The following is a 16,597-nucleotide window of genomic DNA, read 5'->3' on the forward strand; positions in this document are numbered from 1 at the left end:
CTCCCGCCCCGGCCGCCATCCACGTGCCGCCCGGCTGCGAGCTGAATCAATCCGGCGACTACTTCCACGCGCAGAACCCGGCCTTCCGCTACCTGGGCCAGGACGACGGCGGCACCCTGTCGCTCGCGGTGGTGCGGGCGTGGGCGGACGGCGGCGTGGAGTCTCCGGACGCGGGCTCCGTGGGCATCGTCCTGCACCGCACCCCGGACGGCTTCGTGGGCGAGACGCGCGCCACCGGCTTCACCGGTTCGGGAACGCCCTGCCCCGTCGCCTTCCCCACCGAAGCGGTGGCCTGCAACGACGCGGGCCTCACCTTGAGGGCCGCGTCCAGCACCGCCATTGACGAAGGGTGCCAGCCCGCGACCTCCGGCCCGGCCCCCGTGCGCCAGGAACAGGTGCTGCTGCGCGGGGTGCCCGACTCCGGCGTGTAGGGGGAGCCCGAAAGCACCGCGCCGCCGTCCCTGCTTCCGACACGTCGGAAGGAGGAAGCGGCGGCGCGAGACAGCGGAAGAAACGGATGCCCTGAAGGACTCAGGCCGCCTGGCGCGGCTGCTCCTCGGAGGAGCTCACGGCGGGGGCAGACTCGGTCACCTTCACCCGGCCGACGAAGCCCTGCAGCAGGCTGGACACGCCCACGTACAGGAAGCCCGCCTGGAACAGGACGATGAAGGGCACCGACGTGTAGATGCGCGAGTCGATGGCGAACCACAGCGCCCCGGTGAAGTAGGCGGCGAAGAGCAGCTCCACCACCGGCATCAGCGTCTTGCTGCCGCGGTAGCTCTTCTTCACCGACGCCTTGACGCTCTTGCCCTCGGCGCCCGTCTTCGGCGTGCGCGCGAAGCCCGACTGCTGGTTGAGCAGCGCCTCGCCCACGGCCTTCGCGTTGTTGATGGCGAGGCCGATGCCCAGGCTCATCAGGAACGGCAGGTACTTGAAGCGCTCCCAGCCGGTGGCGCCGCGCTCGCGCTGGGCCGCCACGTAGAAGACGCAGACGCTGGCCGTCGCGGTGATGAAGAAGGGCAGGTCCAGGAACAGCGTGCCGTACAGGCCGTGCTGGAAGCGGACCACCATGCTGATGGGCATCAGCACGGACAAGAGCACCATCAACAGGTACGCCATGTTGTTGGTGAGGTGGAAGAACGCCTCGCGCTTCACCAAGAGGGGCAGGTCGCTCTTGAGGATGGTGGGCAACAGCTTCTTCGCCGTCTGGATGGAGCCCTTGGCCCAGCGGTGCTGCTGGCTCTTGAAGGCGTTCATGTCCACCGGCACTTCGGCCGGGGAGATGACCTCCGGCAGGAACACGAACTGCCAGCCCTTGAGCTGCGCGCGGTAGCTCAGGTCCAGGTCCTCCGTGAGCGTGTCGTGCTGCCAGCCGCCCGCGTCGGAGATGGTGCTGCGGCGCCAGATGCCCGCGGTGCCGTTGAAGTTGAAGAAGCAGCCGGCGCGGTTGCGCGCGGTGTGCTCGATGATGAAGTGCCCGTCCAGGAAGATGCTCTGGGCCTGCGTGAGGATGGAGAACTCACGGTTCAGGTGGCCCCAGCGCACCTGCACCATGCCCACCTTCGCGTCCGCGAAGAAGGGAACGGTGCGCATCAGGAAGTCGGGGCTCGGGACGAAGTCCGCGTCGAACACCGCCACGTACTCGCCCGTGGCCAGCTTGAGGCCGTTCTCCAGCGCGCCCGCCTTGTAGCCCTGGCGGTTGACGCGGTGGATGTAGACGATGTCGTGACCCTTCTGCCGGTGACGCTCCACGCACGCACGCGCGATGCCGCACGTCTCGTCCGTCGAGTCGTCCAGCACCTGGATCTCCAACAGCTCGCGCGGGTAGTCGATGCGGCACACCGACTCCACCAGGCGCTCCACCACGTACATCTCATTGAAGATGGGAAGCTGGATGGTCACGCGAGGCAGCGCGGCGAGCGTGCCGTTCGGCGTGGGCAGCTTGAACTTGTGGCGGTAGTACAGGAACGCCATGCGGTACCGGTGGGATCCATAGACCCCCAGCACGCTCAGCAGGCTGAAATAGACAGCCAGGAAGATGATCTCAACGGTGGTCATCGGTGACGCTCAGCCCCTCCCGCTGGCACTGGCGCCAGCGGTCCTACCAGACGTGGCGGCATGCCCGACCGACCCGCTCACGCTGACCGCCGCCTCCTGGGTCTGCTGAGCCCCGCCCCGTATGTGCCCGAAAAGACTAGGCTTTGACGTTCCGACTACTGATCGCGGCCGGACAATAGGGAGGCACCCGGGTCGTGTCAAACTATTCCCCGGTTCCGAGAGGCTTGAAAGGGCGGCCTTGACGCAAAACGTCAAGCAGGGCTTCCCCGCGTCATGAGCCGCCCCTGGAAGTCGCCGGGCCCCGTCGGGCGGAGGACGTCCAGGGTGCGGAGGTCGGCTCAGGACCTGGCGGCGACGCGCAGGGGCGCGGGGGACACGGTGAGGGGGGCGGCGTCGGCGACGTGGGACTCATCCCGGGTGGCCCGGTCGAGGACGCCCTGCACCAGCTCCGGGAAGTCCAGGCCCGCGCGGGCGGCGATCTTCGGCAGGAGGCTGGTGGGGGTGAAGCCCGGCAGGGTGTTCACCTCCAGCACCACGTCGTTCTCCGTGTCCGAGCACAGCACGTCCACGCGGCCGTAGCCCCGGCAGCCCAGGGCGCGGTAGGCGGCGAGCGCGAGCGTCTCCACGTTCACGCGGCGCGTGTCGGACAGACGGGGCGGCAGGAAGTACTGCGCGCCGCCCTTGTACTTGGCGTCGTAGTCGAAGCCCTCGCGCGGGAAGGACACCTCGCAACTGCCCAGCACGCTGTCGCCGAGGATGCCCACCGTCACCTCCTGCCCCTGGACGAAGCGCTCCACCAGGGCTTCGCCGCCGAAGCGGCACGCCTGGGCCACCGCGGGCACCAGCGCCCCGGCGTCGTGCACCACCGACAGGCCCACGGACGAGCCGCCCTTCGCGGGCTTCACCACGCAGGGAAAGCCGCTGTCGCCGTGCAGTTCCAGGGCGCGCTCCACGTCCGCGCGGCCCACCTTGTAGCCCCGGGGCGTGGCCAGGTTGTGGAGCTGGAAGAGCTTCTTCGCCATGGGCTTGTCCATGGCCAGCGCGGAGGCCAGCACGCCGGAGCCCGTGTACGGCAGCTCCAGCAGCTCCAGCAGGCCCTGCACGCGGCCGTCCTCGCCCATGCGGCCGTGCAGCGCGAGGAAGGCCACGTCCAGCTCCGCCGAGCGCAGCGCCCGGTCCAGGCCGGGGCCGGCGAAGACGCGGGTGACGGTGTGCCCCAGCGTCTCCAGCGCCGCCACCACGGCCTCCCCCGTCTTGAGCGAAATCTCCCGCTCCTCACCCCACCCGCCCATCAGCACTCCCACGCGCTTGCCCATGTCGTTGATGCCTCCGTGGGCCTGCTCCAGAGCATGGATGATGCCATGCACCGGCGGACCTCCCGGACGCGGTCTTCGCGTGCAAGCGGCTGGAATGACGGGGGTTTCCCAGGCGCCACCGGCCAGGGAGCGACCGTGTCCGGGCGGACACGGCGCGGCCCGGGGGCCACGCGCGGGGGCGGTCCGTGAAGCCTCCGAGTGGGTTCGGGCCAAGCAGCGGAGAACACCGGGCCCGGCGGCTTGAGCGAAGGTCCGGTCGACGCGCGCGGCCAGGGACACCGCACGCGACCGTGGCGCCGGCCAGGCCCAGCAAACGGAAGGAGGCGCTCGGGCCTTCATGCCCGGGCGCCTCCGTGACGGGTGCATCGAGCCGGGAACCGGGTCAGCCGCCCAGAGCCCGGCGCGGGACTTCACCCGCCGTCGGCGAGGCCACCGTCGGTGAGCAGGCCACCGTCGGTGGTGCCTGCATCCGTGACACCGGCGTCGGTGGTGCCTGCATCCTGGACGCCAGCGTCGGTCGAGCCGCCGTCGGTCGTGACGCTGTCGCCGGAGACGCAGACCTCGTTCTGGCAGACATAGCCGTCCAGGCACTGGCCCCGGTCACAGGGCTGCCCTTCCGGGTCGAAGTCGACGAGCAGACTGCAGGCGGACAACCCCAGCCCCAGAACCAGGGCCGAGGGAACAATGAGCGATGAAAGGCGACGGCGCATGGCTAGTAGTTCCGGAGATCGTCTTCGTCGAGCTTGGGACGCTGCTTCTTCTCTTCGTCGCGCTTGCGCTTCTCCTCGTCCTCGCGCTTGCGCTTCTCCTCTTCGTCCCGCTTGCGCTTCGCTTCCTCGTCGCGCTTGCGCTGCTCCTCCTGCTCGCGCTGCTCCTTCTTGAGGCGGGCCTCCTCCTCACGCTCGCGCCTCGCCTCGGCCTCTCGCTCCTTGCGCGTCAGCTTCTTCGCGGGCGGCGGAGGCGTGGGAGGCGGCTCGAACGCGGGGACGACCTCGGGAGGCGGCGTCACCGCGGCCGGAGCGGCCTTGGCGGGCGGAGGCGTCGCGGCGGGCGGCGTCGACGTGGCGTTCGCCTTCGGAGCCGGCTCGGTGCGAGCGGGCGGCGGAGGCATGGGCAGCGCCTGGTCGATGGGCTTCGGGTCGCGGGCCTGGACATCCCGCCGGGCCGCCGGACTCGGGGCGGCCTGGGACGACGAACCACTCCCGCCCTTGTAGAAGGCGAGGTAGCCGCCCGCGCCCGCGGACACGAGGCCCGCCAGCACGCCCACGTCCGCCACCAGCGCGTACGTCTTGCCGGTGCTCTTCAGGTCCTCCGCGCGGGTGCTCCCCTGCGGCGCCGTCTTGAACGCGTCCGACTTCGAGGAGGCCTCCAACCCGAAGTAGATGCCGCCCGCCAGCAGGGCGACACCGGTGGCCAGCAGCACGTAGCCCACCGTGCGGCGGCTCACGCCCCCGCCTCCGGTGAAGTGCGTCGTCGGCTTGCCGCCGACCTTCGCCGCGTCCTGCGCGACCAGCCCCGTCAGGAACGCTTCGGAGCCGGTGGCCATCGCGTCGCCGCGCGGCACCTGGGGCCCCACCGCGTACGCCAGGTTGTGGCCATCCGCCACGTCCAGCCGCAGGCCCGTGACGCTCAGGGGCGCATTGCCCGGGCCGCCGCGCACCAGCAACGCCAGCACCTGCTGCACGCCCGCGAGCGCGCCCAGCTCCCGCAGCGCCTTGTCACGGTCTTCACCGTCGGGCTCCTTCGCGATGCGCTCCATCAGCGCTTCGGTCCGCTGCTGCACCGGCAGGCGCGTGAGCGAGAAGGACGCCTCGCCTTCGCGCGCCTTCCCCTCCAACACCGAGTAGCCCGGCGCCACCAGCGTCACGTAGTGGTCCGCGCGCGTCAGGCCGGTGAGCGTCACCGGGGACACGCCCCGGAAGGCCCCGTCCACGAACACCTGCGCGGCCACGGGCTGCGTGCGCACCGACAGCGTGGCCTCCGCGCCGGCAAGCTGCGCCTTGCGCTCCTTCTCCACGAACGCGACCTCTTCGGGAGGGAAGAAGTTCGGGTTGAACTGGGCGCGAGGGTCCACCGCCAGCACCGCGCGCATCTCCAGCTCCGCGGCCTTGTTCTCCCCGTTGGCCACCTGCGACGCGGCCTTCATCACCCGCGCGCGGCTCAGGAGCGCGAACGCGCGCGACAGGTCCGCCTGCTCGTACGCGCGCACCGCTTTGTCGAAGCTCTGGAGCGCCTTCACGGTGTCCAGCTCGTCGTAGGCCTTGGCGCCTTCCTTGTACGCGGCGTTGCCCTCGACCGCCTTCGCCTCACGGGCGCTCGCGCCCGTCGCATCCAGTGCGTCCGTCAGCCGCACCAGCTCCAGCCTCCCGGAGCGGGCCACGGCCTGTTCAGCCCAGTGCGACAGCTTCAGCGCCTCGCCCTCCAGCGAGGGGTCCAACGGAATGGCCACCACCGCGATGCGCGGGCTCGCGGCCGCCGGCAGCGTGCGCGGGATCAGCCGCAGGGGTACGTGTTGCTGCTGCGCCGCCGCGGGGCCCATGGCCAGCATTCCCACCAGCCAGCCACTGAGCGTCGCGTGCAGCGCGCGATTGAAAGGACGTCGCATCCGGTCTCCCTCGTTGCTGTGCGCATTACACGCACTGCACGGCGGAATGCCAGCCTCGAAAGGGGTTTCAGCGACCCGCCGCCGTCCCAGGCCCCCGGGACGCCGTTCCCAGCGCCAACCCGTGGAGGTAGTTGAGGGCCACCCGCAACTGCGCGTCCGTGAGCTTCGCTGTCACCGCCCAGTCCTTCAGGTTCGCGGGCAGTCCGCGTGGCGCGGCCGCGACCTCTGACGTCGCCTGGGACGGCTCCGCCCGGAAGTGGCGCTGTAAATCCTTCTCCCGGGGCGCCTCGGTTCCCACCTTGCCCGAGGAATCCTCCGGCACGAGGAAGTCCGGGGTGATGCCCTTCTCCTGGATGCTGCGGCCCTTGGGCGTGTAGTAGCGCGCGATGGTGAGCTTCAGCCCGGAGCCGTCCTCCAGCTCGATGATGGTCTGCACGCTGCCCTTGCCGAAGGTCTGCGTGCCCATGATGACGCCGCGGCCATGGTCCTGGAGCGCGCCGGCGACGATCTCCGACGCGGATGCGCTGCCCGCGTTGACCAGCACCACCACTGGATAGTCCTTCTCCGTGTCGCGGTCGCGGCTGCGCTCCTCGGAGGCGTTGCGGCCGTCGCGTCCGCGCGTGGACACGATGGGCAGGTTGCCCGGCAGGAAGCGGTCGCTCATCGCCACCGCTTGATCCAACAGGCCGCCGGGGTTGTTGCGCAGATCCAACACCAGCCCGTCCAGCTCCTTGCCGCCGTTGAGCGCGCGCAGCCGGTCCAGCTCCTTGCGCAGCGACTGGTCCGTGCGGTCCTGGAAGTTCTTCACCTTCACGTGACCGATGCCGTCGAAGAGCGCGCCCTCCACCGACACGATGCGGATGTGGTCGCGCAGGATGGCCAGCTCCTGGGGCGCGTTGAAGCCCGAGCGCATCAGCGTGAGCAACACGCGGCCACCGGCGGGCCCGCGCATCTTCTGCAGCGCGCGGCCCAGGTCCATACCCAGCGTGCTTTCACCGTCGATGGCCAGCAGCTCGTCGCCGGCCTTGATGCCCGCGCGGGCCGCGGGCGTGTCGTCGATGGGGGCCACCACCACCAGCCGGTCGCCCTTGCGAGCGATTTCAATGCCCAGCCCGCCGAACTCGCCCGACGTGTCGATCTTCATCTCCCGGAACACCTCCGGGGGCATGAAGACGGTGTGCGGATCCAACGTCTCGAGCATCCCCTGGATGGCGCCCTGGACCAGCGTCTTCCTGTCCACCGACTCCACGTAGTTGTTCTCCACGTAGGAGAGCACCCGCGCGAACAGCTCCAGTTGCCGGTACGCCGTCTCGTCCCTGGCCGCCGCGTCCGCCGGCTCCCTCGCGAACACGGGAGCGCTCCACAGGAGGAGCGCGGCCAGACCCATGCGCCACGGCGGGAGGAGACCTGTCACGGGAGCGCGTCCTTTGTGGCGGGGAGGAAGGGGCCCTGAATGAGCCCCGGAGTCTACACCCGGTCCACCGAACGATTCCCGCCTGTCAGGCCGGCCCGGTCCGCGAAGCCCACCAGGTGGGACACGAACGCGTCCGGCCGCTCCATCTGCGGCACGTGGCCGAAGCCCTCCACCACGTGGACCTCCGCCTGGCGCGGCAGGTGCTGCCGGTACCAGGTGAGGATTTCCGGGGGCAGGAGCCGCTCGCTGCCGCCCCACAGGAAGAGCACCGGCATCTTCAAGTCCCGCACCGCCTGGGGCGCGATGCTGGCCTGCGTGGCGATGGCGTCCGCCGCGAGCGCCTGCACCGTGGGGTTCGAGTAGAACTTGCGCATCTCCGACGCGAGCAACATCGCGGCCCACGGCGGACGGTGGAACAGCCGCCGCGTGAGCTCACGCGCGTCCTCGTTCGACTTCACCTCGAACACGCTCAAGAGCGTCGTCAGGGCCTGCGGCGTCAGCTCCGCGCCCGCGGGGGCCACCAGCGCCAGCGCCTTCACCCACTCCGGATGCTCGGCGGCCAGGTTGACGGCCATGGCCCCGCCCAGCGAGTTGCCCACCACGAGGGCAGGCTCCTTCACCACCTGCTCGCAGTAGGCGGTGAGCACGTCGAACTGGCTCTTCACGCAGGTGGGACCGCCGCAGTACGCGCCGGAGAAACCATGCCCCGGAAGGTCCGGCGCGAGCACGCGCGAGAAGCGGCGCGCCAGCCCGAAGAACGTCCGCCCGAAGCCGTTGGCCGACCCGCCCAGCCCGTGCACCAGCAACACCGGAGGGCCCTTGCCCTGCCCCTGGAGCGCGTAGTGGTGCACCGCCTGGCCCGCGACGTTCACCGTCTCCGACTGGACGCCACGCGCCACCAGCACCCGGCGCATCGCCTTCTGCATCCCCACCATCAGGTCCACGTGCGAGCCTCCTTCTCCTCCGACAGCCGTCCGGCCCCTTTTAACGCCTCTGCCTTTCCGGCGCAGCGCGTCAGAGCTGACACAGTCAGGGCGCGGCGGCGGCGGGGGCCAGCCAGGGGGCGGGGTCGACGGCCTGACCGGCGCGGCGCACCTCGAAGTACAGGTAGGCGCCCTTGAGGGAGCCGGTGTCCCCCACCTCCCCCACCACGTCGCCCGGGGCCACGCGCGCGCCGACCTCCGCGGCGATGGTGGAGAGGTGGGCCACCAGGGTGTGGAAGTCGTCGCCATGGTCGACGATGAGCAGGTTGCCATAGCCGCGCAGCCAGCCCGCGTAGACGACGGTGCCCTCCGCCACCGCGTGCACGGGGGTGCCCGCCGGTACGCGGATGTCCACGCCCTTCTGCACCGTGACGGTGTTGAAGCGGGGATTCACCACCCGCCCGAAGCCCACCTCGACGATGCCCGCCACCGGCCGGGGCAGCTTCCCCTTCAGCGCGCCGAAGCCGCTGGTCGCGGGGGCCTCGTGCAGGTCCACCAGCATGCGGGTGAGCTCCGCGTCCGCGCCCTCCAGTTCGCGCACGGCGCGCTTGGCCAGCTCCGCCTCGCCGGCCAGCTTCCCCACCACTTCCTCCAGGGCCTCCTGCTGCGCCCGGGCCTGCCTCGACTGCGCCTGGAGGAAGGCCACGCGCTGGGACAGTGAGGTGTGCAGCCGCTTCAGCTCCAACGTCGCCTGTCGCTGGAGCCCCGCCACGTGATGCACGGTGCGTAGGAGCTCCAGGTCGCCCGCCATGCTGGCCTCCAGCGCGCGCGCCCGCCACATGAGCGCGGCGAAGTCCTCCGCGGACAGCAGCACCTCCAGCGGCCGTCGGCGCTGGAGCCGGTACAGCGTGCGCAGGCGCGGGGACAGGCGGCGCAATTGGGCGCGCAGGGCTTCGCGCAGCACGGCCTCCTCGCGCTCGGCCAGCGTGACGCGGCGGCGGAACAGGTTGAGGTCCCCTTCCAGCGCGCGCACGCGGCGGCGGGAGAACGAGGCCATGTCCTCCATCAGCTCCATGCCCTCCAGCACGGAGAGCTTCTTCGCCTCCACCAGCGCGAGCGTCGCGCGCTGCGCGGCCAGCTTCTCGCGGATGGCCGCGCGCTCCGACTCCTCGTCCTGCTGGGCCCGCGCGAAAGTCGCGCCCAGGAGCAGCACCAGGACCATCCCGAAACAGGCGCGCCCGCTCATACCCGCAGGAAGCGCCCCACCGCGACGAAGCTGCCGCCCAGGCCCAGCGCGCACCCTGCCGCGAGCAGTTCCACCACGGTGCGCGTCTCCACCCAGGGCGCGTTCACGCCCGGCCCCAGGATGAACGCGAACAGCGAGCCCAGCGTGGGCCCCAAGAGTCGGCCGAACAGCCACAGTCCGCCCAGCGCCACCAGCGCGCCCAACAGGCCCTGGAGCAGCCCCTCCAGGAGGAAGGGCGTCTTCACGAAGCGGTCGGTGGCGCCCACCAGCTTCTGGATTTCAATCTCCTCGCGCCGCGCGTAGATGGCGAGCTGGAGCGTGGCCGCCACGATGACGATGGTCGTCCCCAGCACCACCACCAGCGCCACCAGCGCCCCGAAGCTCAGCGCCCGCGCGATGGCGGACAGCCGCTCCACCGCGGCCTCGCCGTAGTCCACGCCGGTGACGCCGGGCAGCGCACGAAGCTCCTTCGCCAGCGTCTGGAGCGCCGCGGGAGAGCGCCGGGCCTCCGGCACGCGCAACTCCAGCGTCGCGGGCAGCGGGTTCTCCGGCAGCTCCGACAGGGCCTCGCCCAGGTCTCCCAGCTCGTGCTTGAGCCGCAGCAACGCCGCTTCCGGCGGCACCACCGTCACCTCGCCGTGACTCAGCTCCACCACGCGCGTGTGGACGCCGTGGACCTCGTCCTGTCCCAGTTGAGGGGCCAGATAGATGGTGACCTCCACCTCCCCGCCCAGCGACGCGAGCAGGTTGTCCACCACGTGCGAAGCGCCGCGCGCGAGCCCCGCCGCGAACAGCGCGATGGCGATGGTGGACACCGCGATGAAGTGGACGAAGGGCGCGTGCTTCAGCCCGCCGGCCGCCGAGCGCCAGAAGTAGGCCGCCTTCGACAGCACGCTCATACCAGCATCCGCCGGGCCGCCTTGACACCGTCCTCGTCGGAGACGATGAGCCCGCGCTCCAAGCGCACCGTGCGCTTCTGGTAGCGCGACAGGAGCGTGGCGTCGTGCGTGGCCACCATCACCGTGGTGCCCCGGATGTTGATGTCCGTGAGCAGGTCCATGATCTCCACGGTGAGCGCCGGGTCCAGGTTGCCCGTCGGCTCGTCCGCCAGGAGGATGGTCGGGTCGTTCACCAGCGCACGCGCGATGACGACGCGCTGCTGCTCTCCACCCGACAGCCGCAGCGGCAGCGAGTTCGCCTTGTGCTCCAGCCCCACGCGCTTGAGCATCCGGTGCACCTTCTCGCGCCCCTCCGCGCGGGGCACGCCCAGCACGTCCAGCGTGAAGCCCACGTTGTCCGCGACGCTTCGGTGCGGCAGCAGCTTGAAGTCCTGGAACACCACGCCGATGTTGCGCCGCAGGTACGGCACCGCCGACTCACGGATGCGCGCGATGTTCTTGCCGCCCACCAATATCTGCCCCTTGGTGGCCTTCTCCCCGCAGAAGATGAGCTTGAGCAGCGTCGTCTTGCCCGCGCCCGAGGGCCCCGTGAGGAAGACGAACTCGCCCTTCTCCACGTTCAGGTTGATGTCCTGAAGGACGGGCGGATCGCCGGGATACGCCTTGTAGACGTGGAAGAACTGGATCATGACCGGGAGCGCGAGCCCCGAAAGCCTACCACGGCCCCGGAGCACGCCCAGGAACGGGCCGCTCACGGGGAGGCTCGGCGGACCGCCTTGCGACTACGAGGGCTCACCCTCGCTGGCGAGGTAGCTCAGGATGACCTCGTCCAGGCTCTTCTCGGAGATGAGGTCCTCGCCGAACAGCGTCTCCACGCCCACTTCGTTGATGCGGGGCTTCTCCTTGAGGGCGCGCGCGGCGGCCACTTCAGGAGGCACGACGAAGGGGGCCGCGACCGCGGGGGGCGGAGGCGGCGGAACCGGGCGCGGCGCGGCGATGGGCTGCAACTTCGGCGCGGCGGCGGCTTCGGCGTCCGTGGCGAGCTGGCCCGGCTGGTACGAGCGGACCGTGGACTCGTAGTTGTCGTAAACCCCATTGATGAGGTTCCGCAGCATTTCCTTGTGCTGCTCCTCCATCAACTCGCGGACGACTTCCGCCAGGTTCTCCGCGTTGAGGATGTCCGCGTAGGACGTCTTCTTCGACGCGAGGATGTTCCCGCCCACGAACAGGTGGGTGATGATGTGAGGGTTGTTGACACCAGAGTCCTCGGTCTGGACGTGGTAGACCTTCCCCTTGTGCTTGATGTTGTGGTTGAAGCCAGTGACGGCTTTTTCGAAGGTTTTCGCCATTGCCGAGGTCGGGCACCGTACCAGCGGGTTCCAGGCTTCACAAGGCAAGCGTCACGCTCATCCGCAGGTTGACTGCCCGTGCCAGCCCGCTCGCCGGTGTGCGTCCGCCACCTTGAGTGTGCGGATCCACGTCGTGCCCGGCAGGCCAGCGGACAGGGGGACCCTTTGTTGAAAAGCCGAAAGGCCCTGGGATACGTACCCCCTGGACACGCGCGCGCTATCATTCGAGCCAAACCACCCCTGAAGGGCGGGAACCCACCGATGACGAAGCCGGACAAAATCACGGACAAGGTCCGCCTCCAGGATGCCCAGGCGCTGGCGCAGGGGTACTCCCCCGCCATCCGCGCGATGGAGATCGCCTCCATCGTGTCGTTCGTCGCGCTGGAAGGCGTGCTCGCCTACAAGCTCTGGAGCACCCACCACACCGGCCCGTGGATGCTGACGCTGGCGGTGGTGCTGGGCTACCTGGCCGCGGACTTCGTCTCGGGGTTCGTCCACTGGATGGGCGACACGTGGGGCTCCACGGAGATGCCCGTGCTGGGCAAGGCCTTCATCCGTCCCTTCCGCGAACACCACGTCGATGAGAAGGCCATCACCCGCCACGACTTCGTGGAGACCAACGGCAACAACTGCCTGGTGTCGCTGCCGGTGGCGGCGCTCGCGGTGGCCGTGCCGCTCAACGGGCCGGGCTGGGTGTTCCTGGCCGCGTTCCTGGGCGCGATGATCTTCTGGGTGATGGCGACCAACCAGTTCCACAAGTGGTCGCACCTGGATGCGCCGCCCGCCATCATCCACTTCCTGCAGCGCGTGCACCTCATCCTGCCGCCGGACCACCACCGCATCCACCACACCGCGCCCTTCAACCAGTACTACTGCATCACCGTGGGCTGGATGAACCGGCCGCTGCGGATGATCCACTTCTTCCCGCTGATGGAGCGGCTCATCACCTTCGTCACCGGCCAGCTTCCGCGCCAGGACGACATCGGCACCGAGGCCGCCCAGGCGCTCGTCGCCGTGGACGACGCCACGGAAGTGCCCGTCCTCCAGGCGGCCAAGGAGCTCCTCAAGGCCTCCACCGAGGAGTCCGCGCCGTCCGTCTCCAGCCGCTCGTCTCCCTAAGAGGCGCTGAAGCCGGAGGTCTCCTGTCGCCAGGGGCCCTCCAGGCTCGCGGTCAGAAGCGCAGGTCCACCTGCTCCGCGGACGGAATGGGGCGCCCCAGGAAGCGGGCTCCCACCTCCACGAAGCGCTCCGGCACGTCGGTGACGAAGTACGCGTGCTCCGGCGCCGTGGAAGCCTCCGGCGCCAGCAGCCCCCGGGCACCCAGGAGCTCCGCCACGGCCTCCGCGGTGGCCTCCGCCGAGTCCACCAGCGACACGTGCGGCCCCACGACCTCGGCGATGACGCCCTTGAGCAGCGGGTAGTGGGTGCAGCCGAGCACCAGCGTGTCCACGCCGTCGTGCGCGAAGCCGGCCAGGTACTCCTTCGCCACCAGCAACGGCACGTCGCCCGTGGTCCACCCTTCTTCCGCCAGGGGCACGAAGAGCGGGCACGCCTTCGCCTTCACCATCACCTGGGGGCTGCCGGCCTCCAACGCCCGCTGGTAGGCGCCCGAACGGATGGTGCCCGGCGTCCCGATGACGCCCACCCCGCCGCCCCGCGTCTGGCGCAGGGCCGCGCGCGCGCCCGGTTCGATGACGCCCAGCACCGGCACCGGCAGCGTGGCGGACAGCGCGGGCAGCGCCGCGGCGGAGGCGGTGTTGCACGCCACCACCAGGAGCTTGATGCCGCGCTCCATCAGGAACTCCGCGTTCTTCAGCGAGTAGCGCGTCACCACCTCACCGGACTTGGTGCCGTAGGGCACGCGCGCCGTGTCCCCCAGGTAGACCGTCCGCTCGTGGGGGAGCCGCGCCATGAGCGCCTTGAGGACCGTGAGCCCTCCGATGCCGGAGTCGAACACGCCGATGGGACCGTGGCTGTCTTGCCGCATGGAGGCTGTCCCTATCACGTTTGATGCCAACGGCCCCTGCCGAGCCCAGGCCCCCGAACGCACGAAGGGCCGGAAGCCAGGAGGCCTCCGACCCTTGCGTGTGCCCGTGCTGGGAGGGCGCGCCTACCTCACGCGGTAGAGCGGCGCATCCAGGGCGTCATTGGCGCCCGGGAAGTCGTGGGCGAAGACATCGTACGGGGCCAGGTCCGACCGGGACTCGTAGTAGCGACCGCCAGAACCCGACGCCTTGAAGGACACGAAGTAGCGACCCGGGCGGAGGAACTCGAAGACGGCCGGAGACTCGTTGCAGGAGAACCACTGCCCCTCATCGCCGTAGACCCACAGGCCCGTGTAGACGTCCTTGAAGTTGATGCCCACCTCGGTGACGCCGGCCTGCGCGCAGCTCAGCGAAGGGGTGTTGAAGCCCTCGTAGAACTTCCAGCCCACCGCGGCCCCGCCGATGGCGTAGGTCTCCGCCGTGACGGACGCCGGCACGCCGCTCTGCACCGCGAAGGCACCGCCGTAGTAGTAGACGGGCAGGCCGAAGGAATCCAGGGCGACCACCTCCAGGTAGTGCTGCCCGGGGGTCAGGGTCGGGGTGCTCACCGAGTTGCCCTCGCTGCCCTCGTAGCAATCGAAGTTCACCCACGCGCCGTCATCCACCCGGGCATCCACGGAGACGACGCCCGCCTGCCCGCAGGTGGGGTACTGGCTGCCCACCTCCGTCGGGAAATGCCAGTTGACGTAGGCGAAGGAGGAGTTCTGCCCGCCGTTCAGCGAGAGGTCGATGTTCACCGACACATCGCCGTCCACCCGGAAGCTGCCGCTGTACGAGTAGCGGGCCACGTTGTTGTAGTCCACGCCCACCGCGCTGAAGGTGTAAACGCCCGGCGCGAAGTCGTGGAGGATGATGCCGTCGAAGCCGTTGGCCTGGCAGGGATACTGGCCACCGTTCTCCAGCAGTTCGCCGTCGATGGTGATGTCGACACCCTCGATGTTGCGCGCTTCATCGCAGCGGGCACCGGCGAAGGTCCACATCAGCCGGACGTCGCCGGGATAGCGGGGGCCGGAGTCTTCGATGACGCAGCCGGAGGAGAAAGCAGCGAGGCAGAGGAATGGGGCGAGCAGTCTCGCGTTCATGGTGGGCATCCGTGTTTCGGGCAGTTTGAGGTCGTCGGCCTGAACAACCCTCCAGACGACCGACCCAGGGAATTATTCAGTCCCGTCCAAAGCAACCGGGCACCGACGGCGGGTTTGACCCACCCGAGCGGTGGATGTTACGCGCTGAACCCCATGATACCCCACCTGCCCCTGGCCTTTGGCGCCATGAACTACGTGGAGATCATCCGCGACGCGTCGTTCATCGAACTCGCGGTGCTCCTGCTCCTCATGTCGGTGTCCGTGGCCTCCTGGGCCCTCATCGCCATGAAGTTCACCCAGTTGTCCCGCGCCCGCTCCCAGTCGCTTACCTTTCTCGACACGTTCTGGAAGGCGTCCCGGCTGGAGGCCATCTACCAGTCCGCCCTGAAGCTGGAGGGCTCGCCGCTGTCGAAGGTTTTCTGCGCGGGCTACGAGGAGCTGAGCAAGCTGGCGCAGACGGGCAAGGAGGGCGGCGCCGAGGACGCGATGAGCGCGAAGCTGGGCGGCATCGAGAACGTGGAGCGCGCGCTCAACCGCGCGGCCACGGCGCAGATCACCGAGCTGGAGAACCGCGTGTCCTTCCTGGGCACGGTGGGCGCCGCTTCCCCGTTCGTGGGCCTGTTCGGCACGGTGATTGGCATCCTGAGCGCTTTCAACCAGATCGCCGAGCAGGGCAACGCGACGCTGGCCACGGTGGCGGCGCCCGTCGGCAACGCGCTGTTCGCCACGGCGGCGGGCCTGTTCGCGGCCATCCCGGCGGTGGTCGCGTACAACTCGTTCGTCAGCCGCATCAAGGTGTTCGACACGGAGATGTCCAACTTCTCCGCGGACTTCCTCAACATCATCAAGCGGCACTTCTTCCGCTAGGCACAAGGGGACACACCCATGGGCATGGGCGGCGGAAAAGGCGGCGGTGGCCGTACCACCATGAGCGAGATCAACGTCACGCCCATGGTGGACGTGATGCTGGTGCTGCTCATCATCTTCATGGTGACGGCGCCCCTCATCCAGCAGGGCGTGAAGGTGAACCTCCCGGAGACCAAGGCCACCCCGGTGGAGGCGACGGAGAAGAAGGTCGTCCTCTCCATCGACGCGGGCAAGAAGGTCTACATCGGGGACGCGGAAGTGCCCCTGGAGGAGCTGGAGACCAAGCTCGCCGCCAACGCCAAGGCGCAGGCGGACAAGGAGGTCTACCTGCATGCGGACCGCGACGTGCCCTACGGCGTGGTGGTGGAGGTGATGGCCGCCGCCCAGCGCGCGGGCATCAAGAATGTGGGGATGATCACGGACCCTTCCACCGGCAACAAGGCGTCCAACCCCGGGAACAAGACGCCCACGGCCGCTGGTGGCAAGGGCAAGCCGAAGGAAGCGAAGCGCTAGCGCATGGATTCCGCGTTGACCCACAGCCTGCTCGTGGCCCGGCCCACGAAGCTGTCGCGCTTCGTCGTCTTCTCCGTGGGCGGCCACCTCGCGGTGCTGGTGGCGGCCATCCTCTACGCGCGCTTCACGGCCACGCCGAAGGTGGACCTGGACACGAAGCCCATCAACGCGTCGCTGGTGCGCCTGGGCAAGCCTCGCGACCCGAAGCTGCTGCCCCGCAAGGAGCAGGCCCAGCCTCCGCCCAAGGAGGTCGCGGCGACTGGCTCTTATACACATCTCC

The 16,597-nt window shown here is 69.7% G+C and carries 16 protein-coding genes and 1 pseudogene; 5 read left to right on the forward strand and 12 right to left on the reverse strand.

Translation table 11 applies throughout. The features are described 5' to 3' along the window. The coding region (locus tag D7V88_RS27275) for a hypothetical protein (protein WP_244238420.1) at positions 1-431 on the forward strand (431 nt) is incomplete at its 5' end. A gap of 100 nt (positions 432-531) precedes the next feature. On the opposite strand, the gene D7V88_RS27280 is transcribed toward D7V88_RS27275, so the two are convergent. The 10 genes from D7V88_RS27280 to D7V88_RS27325 form a co-directional block, all read right to left on the reverse strand. Next, positions 532-2,058 carry a cellulose synthase family protein gene (locus tag D7V88_RS27280; protein WP_120543554.1) on the reverse strand — a complete coding sequence of 509 codons (1,527 nt, stop codon included), beginning with the start codon at positions 2,056-2,058 and terminating at the stop codon, positions 532-534. Positions 2,059-2,396: 338 nt separating this feature from the next. After that, positions 2,397-3,374: a D-alanine--D-alanine ligase family protein gene (locus D7V88_RS27285; protein WP_120543568.1), complete on the reverse strand. Its 978-nt coding sequence runs from the start codon at positions 3,372-3,374 to the stop codon at positions 2,397-2,399. 410 nt (positions 3,375-3,784) lie between these two features. Then, positions 3,785-4,027 carry a hypothetical protein gene (locus D7V88_RS27290; RefSeq protein ID WP_244238421.1) on the reverse strand — a complete coding sequence of 81 codons (243 nt, stop codon included), beginning with the start codon at positions 4,025-4,027 and terminating at the stop codon, positions 3,785-3,787. Between the two features lie 59 nt (positions 4,028-4,086). After that, positions 4,087-5,979 carry a PEGA domain-containing protein gene (locus tag D7V88_RS27295; RefSeq protein ID WP_120543556.1) on the reverse strand — a complete coding sequence of 631 codons (1,893 nt, stop codon included), beginning with the start codon at positions 5,977-5,979 and terminating at the stop codon, positions 4,087-4,089. A 67-nt stretch (positions 5,980-6,046) separates the two neighbouring features. After that, complete coding sequence (locus D7V88_RS27300) at positions 6,047-7,393, reverse strand: S41 family peptidase (protein WP_120543557.1); 1,347 nt, start codon at positions 7,391-7,393, stop codon at positions 6,047-6,049. A gap of 53 nt (positions 7,394-7,446) precedes the next feature. Beyond that, positions 7,447-8,337 carry an alpha/beta fold hydrolase gene (locus D7V88_RS27305; RefSeq protein WP_120543558.1) on the reverse strand — a complete coding sequence of 297 codons (891 nt, stop codon included), beginning with the start codon at positions 8,335-8,337 and terminating at the stop codon, positions 7,447-7,449. 85 nt (positions 8,338-8,422) lie between these two features. Then, positions 8,423-9,538, reverse strand: coding sequence for a murein hydrolase activator EnvC family protein (locus D7V88_RS27310; protein WP_208726487.1), 1,116 nt, complete (start codon positions 9,536-9,538; stop codon positions 8,423-8,425). Positions 9,539-9,558: 20 nt separating this feature from the next. Further along, the gene (locus tag D7V88_RS27315; RefSeq protein WP_120543560.1) at positions 9,559-10,461 is read right to left on the reverse strand and encodes a cell division protein FtsX; all 903 of its coding nucleotides are present in this window, start codon (positions 10,459-10,461) and stop codon (positions 9,559-9,561) included. After that, positions 10,458-11,150: a cell division ATP-binding protein FtsE gene (gene ftsE, locus D7V88_RS27320; protein WP_120543561.1), complete on the reverse strand. Its 693-nt coding sequence runs from the start codon at positions 11,148-11,150 to the stop codon at positions 10,458-10,460. The genes D7V88_RS27315 and ftsE overlap by 4 nt, the downstream gene beginning before the upstream one ends. A 93-nt stretch (positions 11,151-11,243) precedes the next feature. After that, entirely contained in the window at positions 11,244-11,810 is a 567-nt protein-coding gene (locus tag D7V88_RS27325; protein WP_120543562.1) for a RomY N-terminal domain-containing regulatory protein, read from the reverse strand. A 261-nt stretch (positions 11,811-12,071) separates the two neighbouring features. Here D7V88_RS27325 and carF point away from each other — a divergent pair, with 261 nt between their 5' ends. Beyond that, on the forward strand, positions 12,072-12,929 hold the full coding sequence (gene carF, locus D7V88_RS27330; RefSeq protein ID WP_120543563.1) for a plasmanylethanolamine desaturase: 858 nt from the start codon (positions 12,072-12,074) through the stop codon (positions 12,927-12,929). A gap of 52 nt (positions 12,930-12,981) precedes the next feature. Here carF and murI read toward each other — a convergent pair whose 3' ends face one another. Together murI and D7V88_RS27340 are read right to left on the reverse strand one after the other, a co-directional pair. Further along, positions 12,982-13,797: a glutamate racemase gene (gene murI / locus D7V88_RS27335; protein ID WP_120543564.1), complete on the reverse strand. Its 816-nt coding sequence runs from the start codon at positions 13,795-13,797 to the stop codon at positions 12,982-12,984. A gap of 123 nt (positions 13,798-13,920) precedes the next feature. Further along, positions 13,921-14,937 (reverse strand): hypothetical protein, encoded by a 1,017-nt coding sequence (locus D7V88_RS27340; protein WP_120543569.1) that lies wholly within the window; start codon positions 14,935-14,937, stop codon positions 13,921-13,923. A gap of 153 nt (positions 14,938-15,090) precedes the next feature. Here D7V88_RS27340 and D7V88_RS27345 point away from each other — a divergent pair, with 153 nt between their 5' ends. From D7V88_RS27345 to D7V88_RS27355, 3 genes and pseudogenes are all read left to right on the forward strand, one after another. Further along, positions 15,091-15,804 carry a MotA/TolQ/ExbB proton channel family protein gene (locus D7V88_RS27345; protein WP_120543565.1) on the forward strand — a complete coding sequence of 238 codons (714 nt, stop codon included), beginning with the start codon at positions 15,091-15,093 and terminating at the stop codon, positions 15,802-15,804. 18 nt (positions 15,805-15,822) lie between these two features. After that, entirely contained in the window at positions 15,823-16,317 is a 495-nt protein-coding gene (gene tolR, locus D7V88_RS27350) for a protein TolR (protein ID WP_120543566.1), read from the forward strand. A gap of 3 nt (positions 16,318-16,320) precedes the next feature. Continuing rightward, a pseudogene (locus tag D7V88_RS27355) lies at positions 16,321-16,597 on the forward strand (energy transducer TonB); the annotation flags it as partial.

Source organism: Corallococcus terminator, from assembly GCF_003611635.1.
GTDB lineage: Bacteria > Myxococcota > Myxococcia > Myxococcales > Myxococcaceae > Corallococcus > Corallococcus terminator.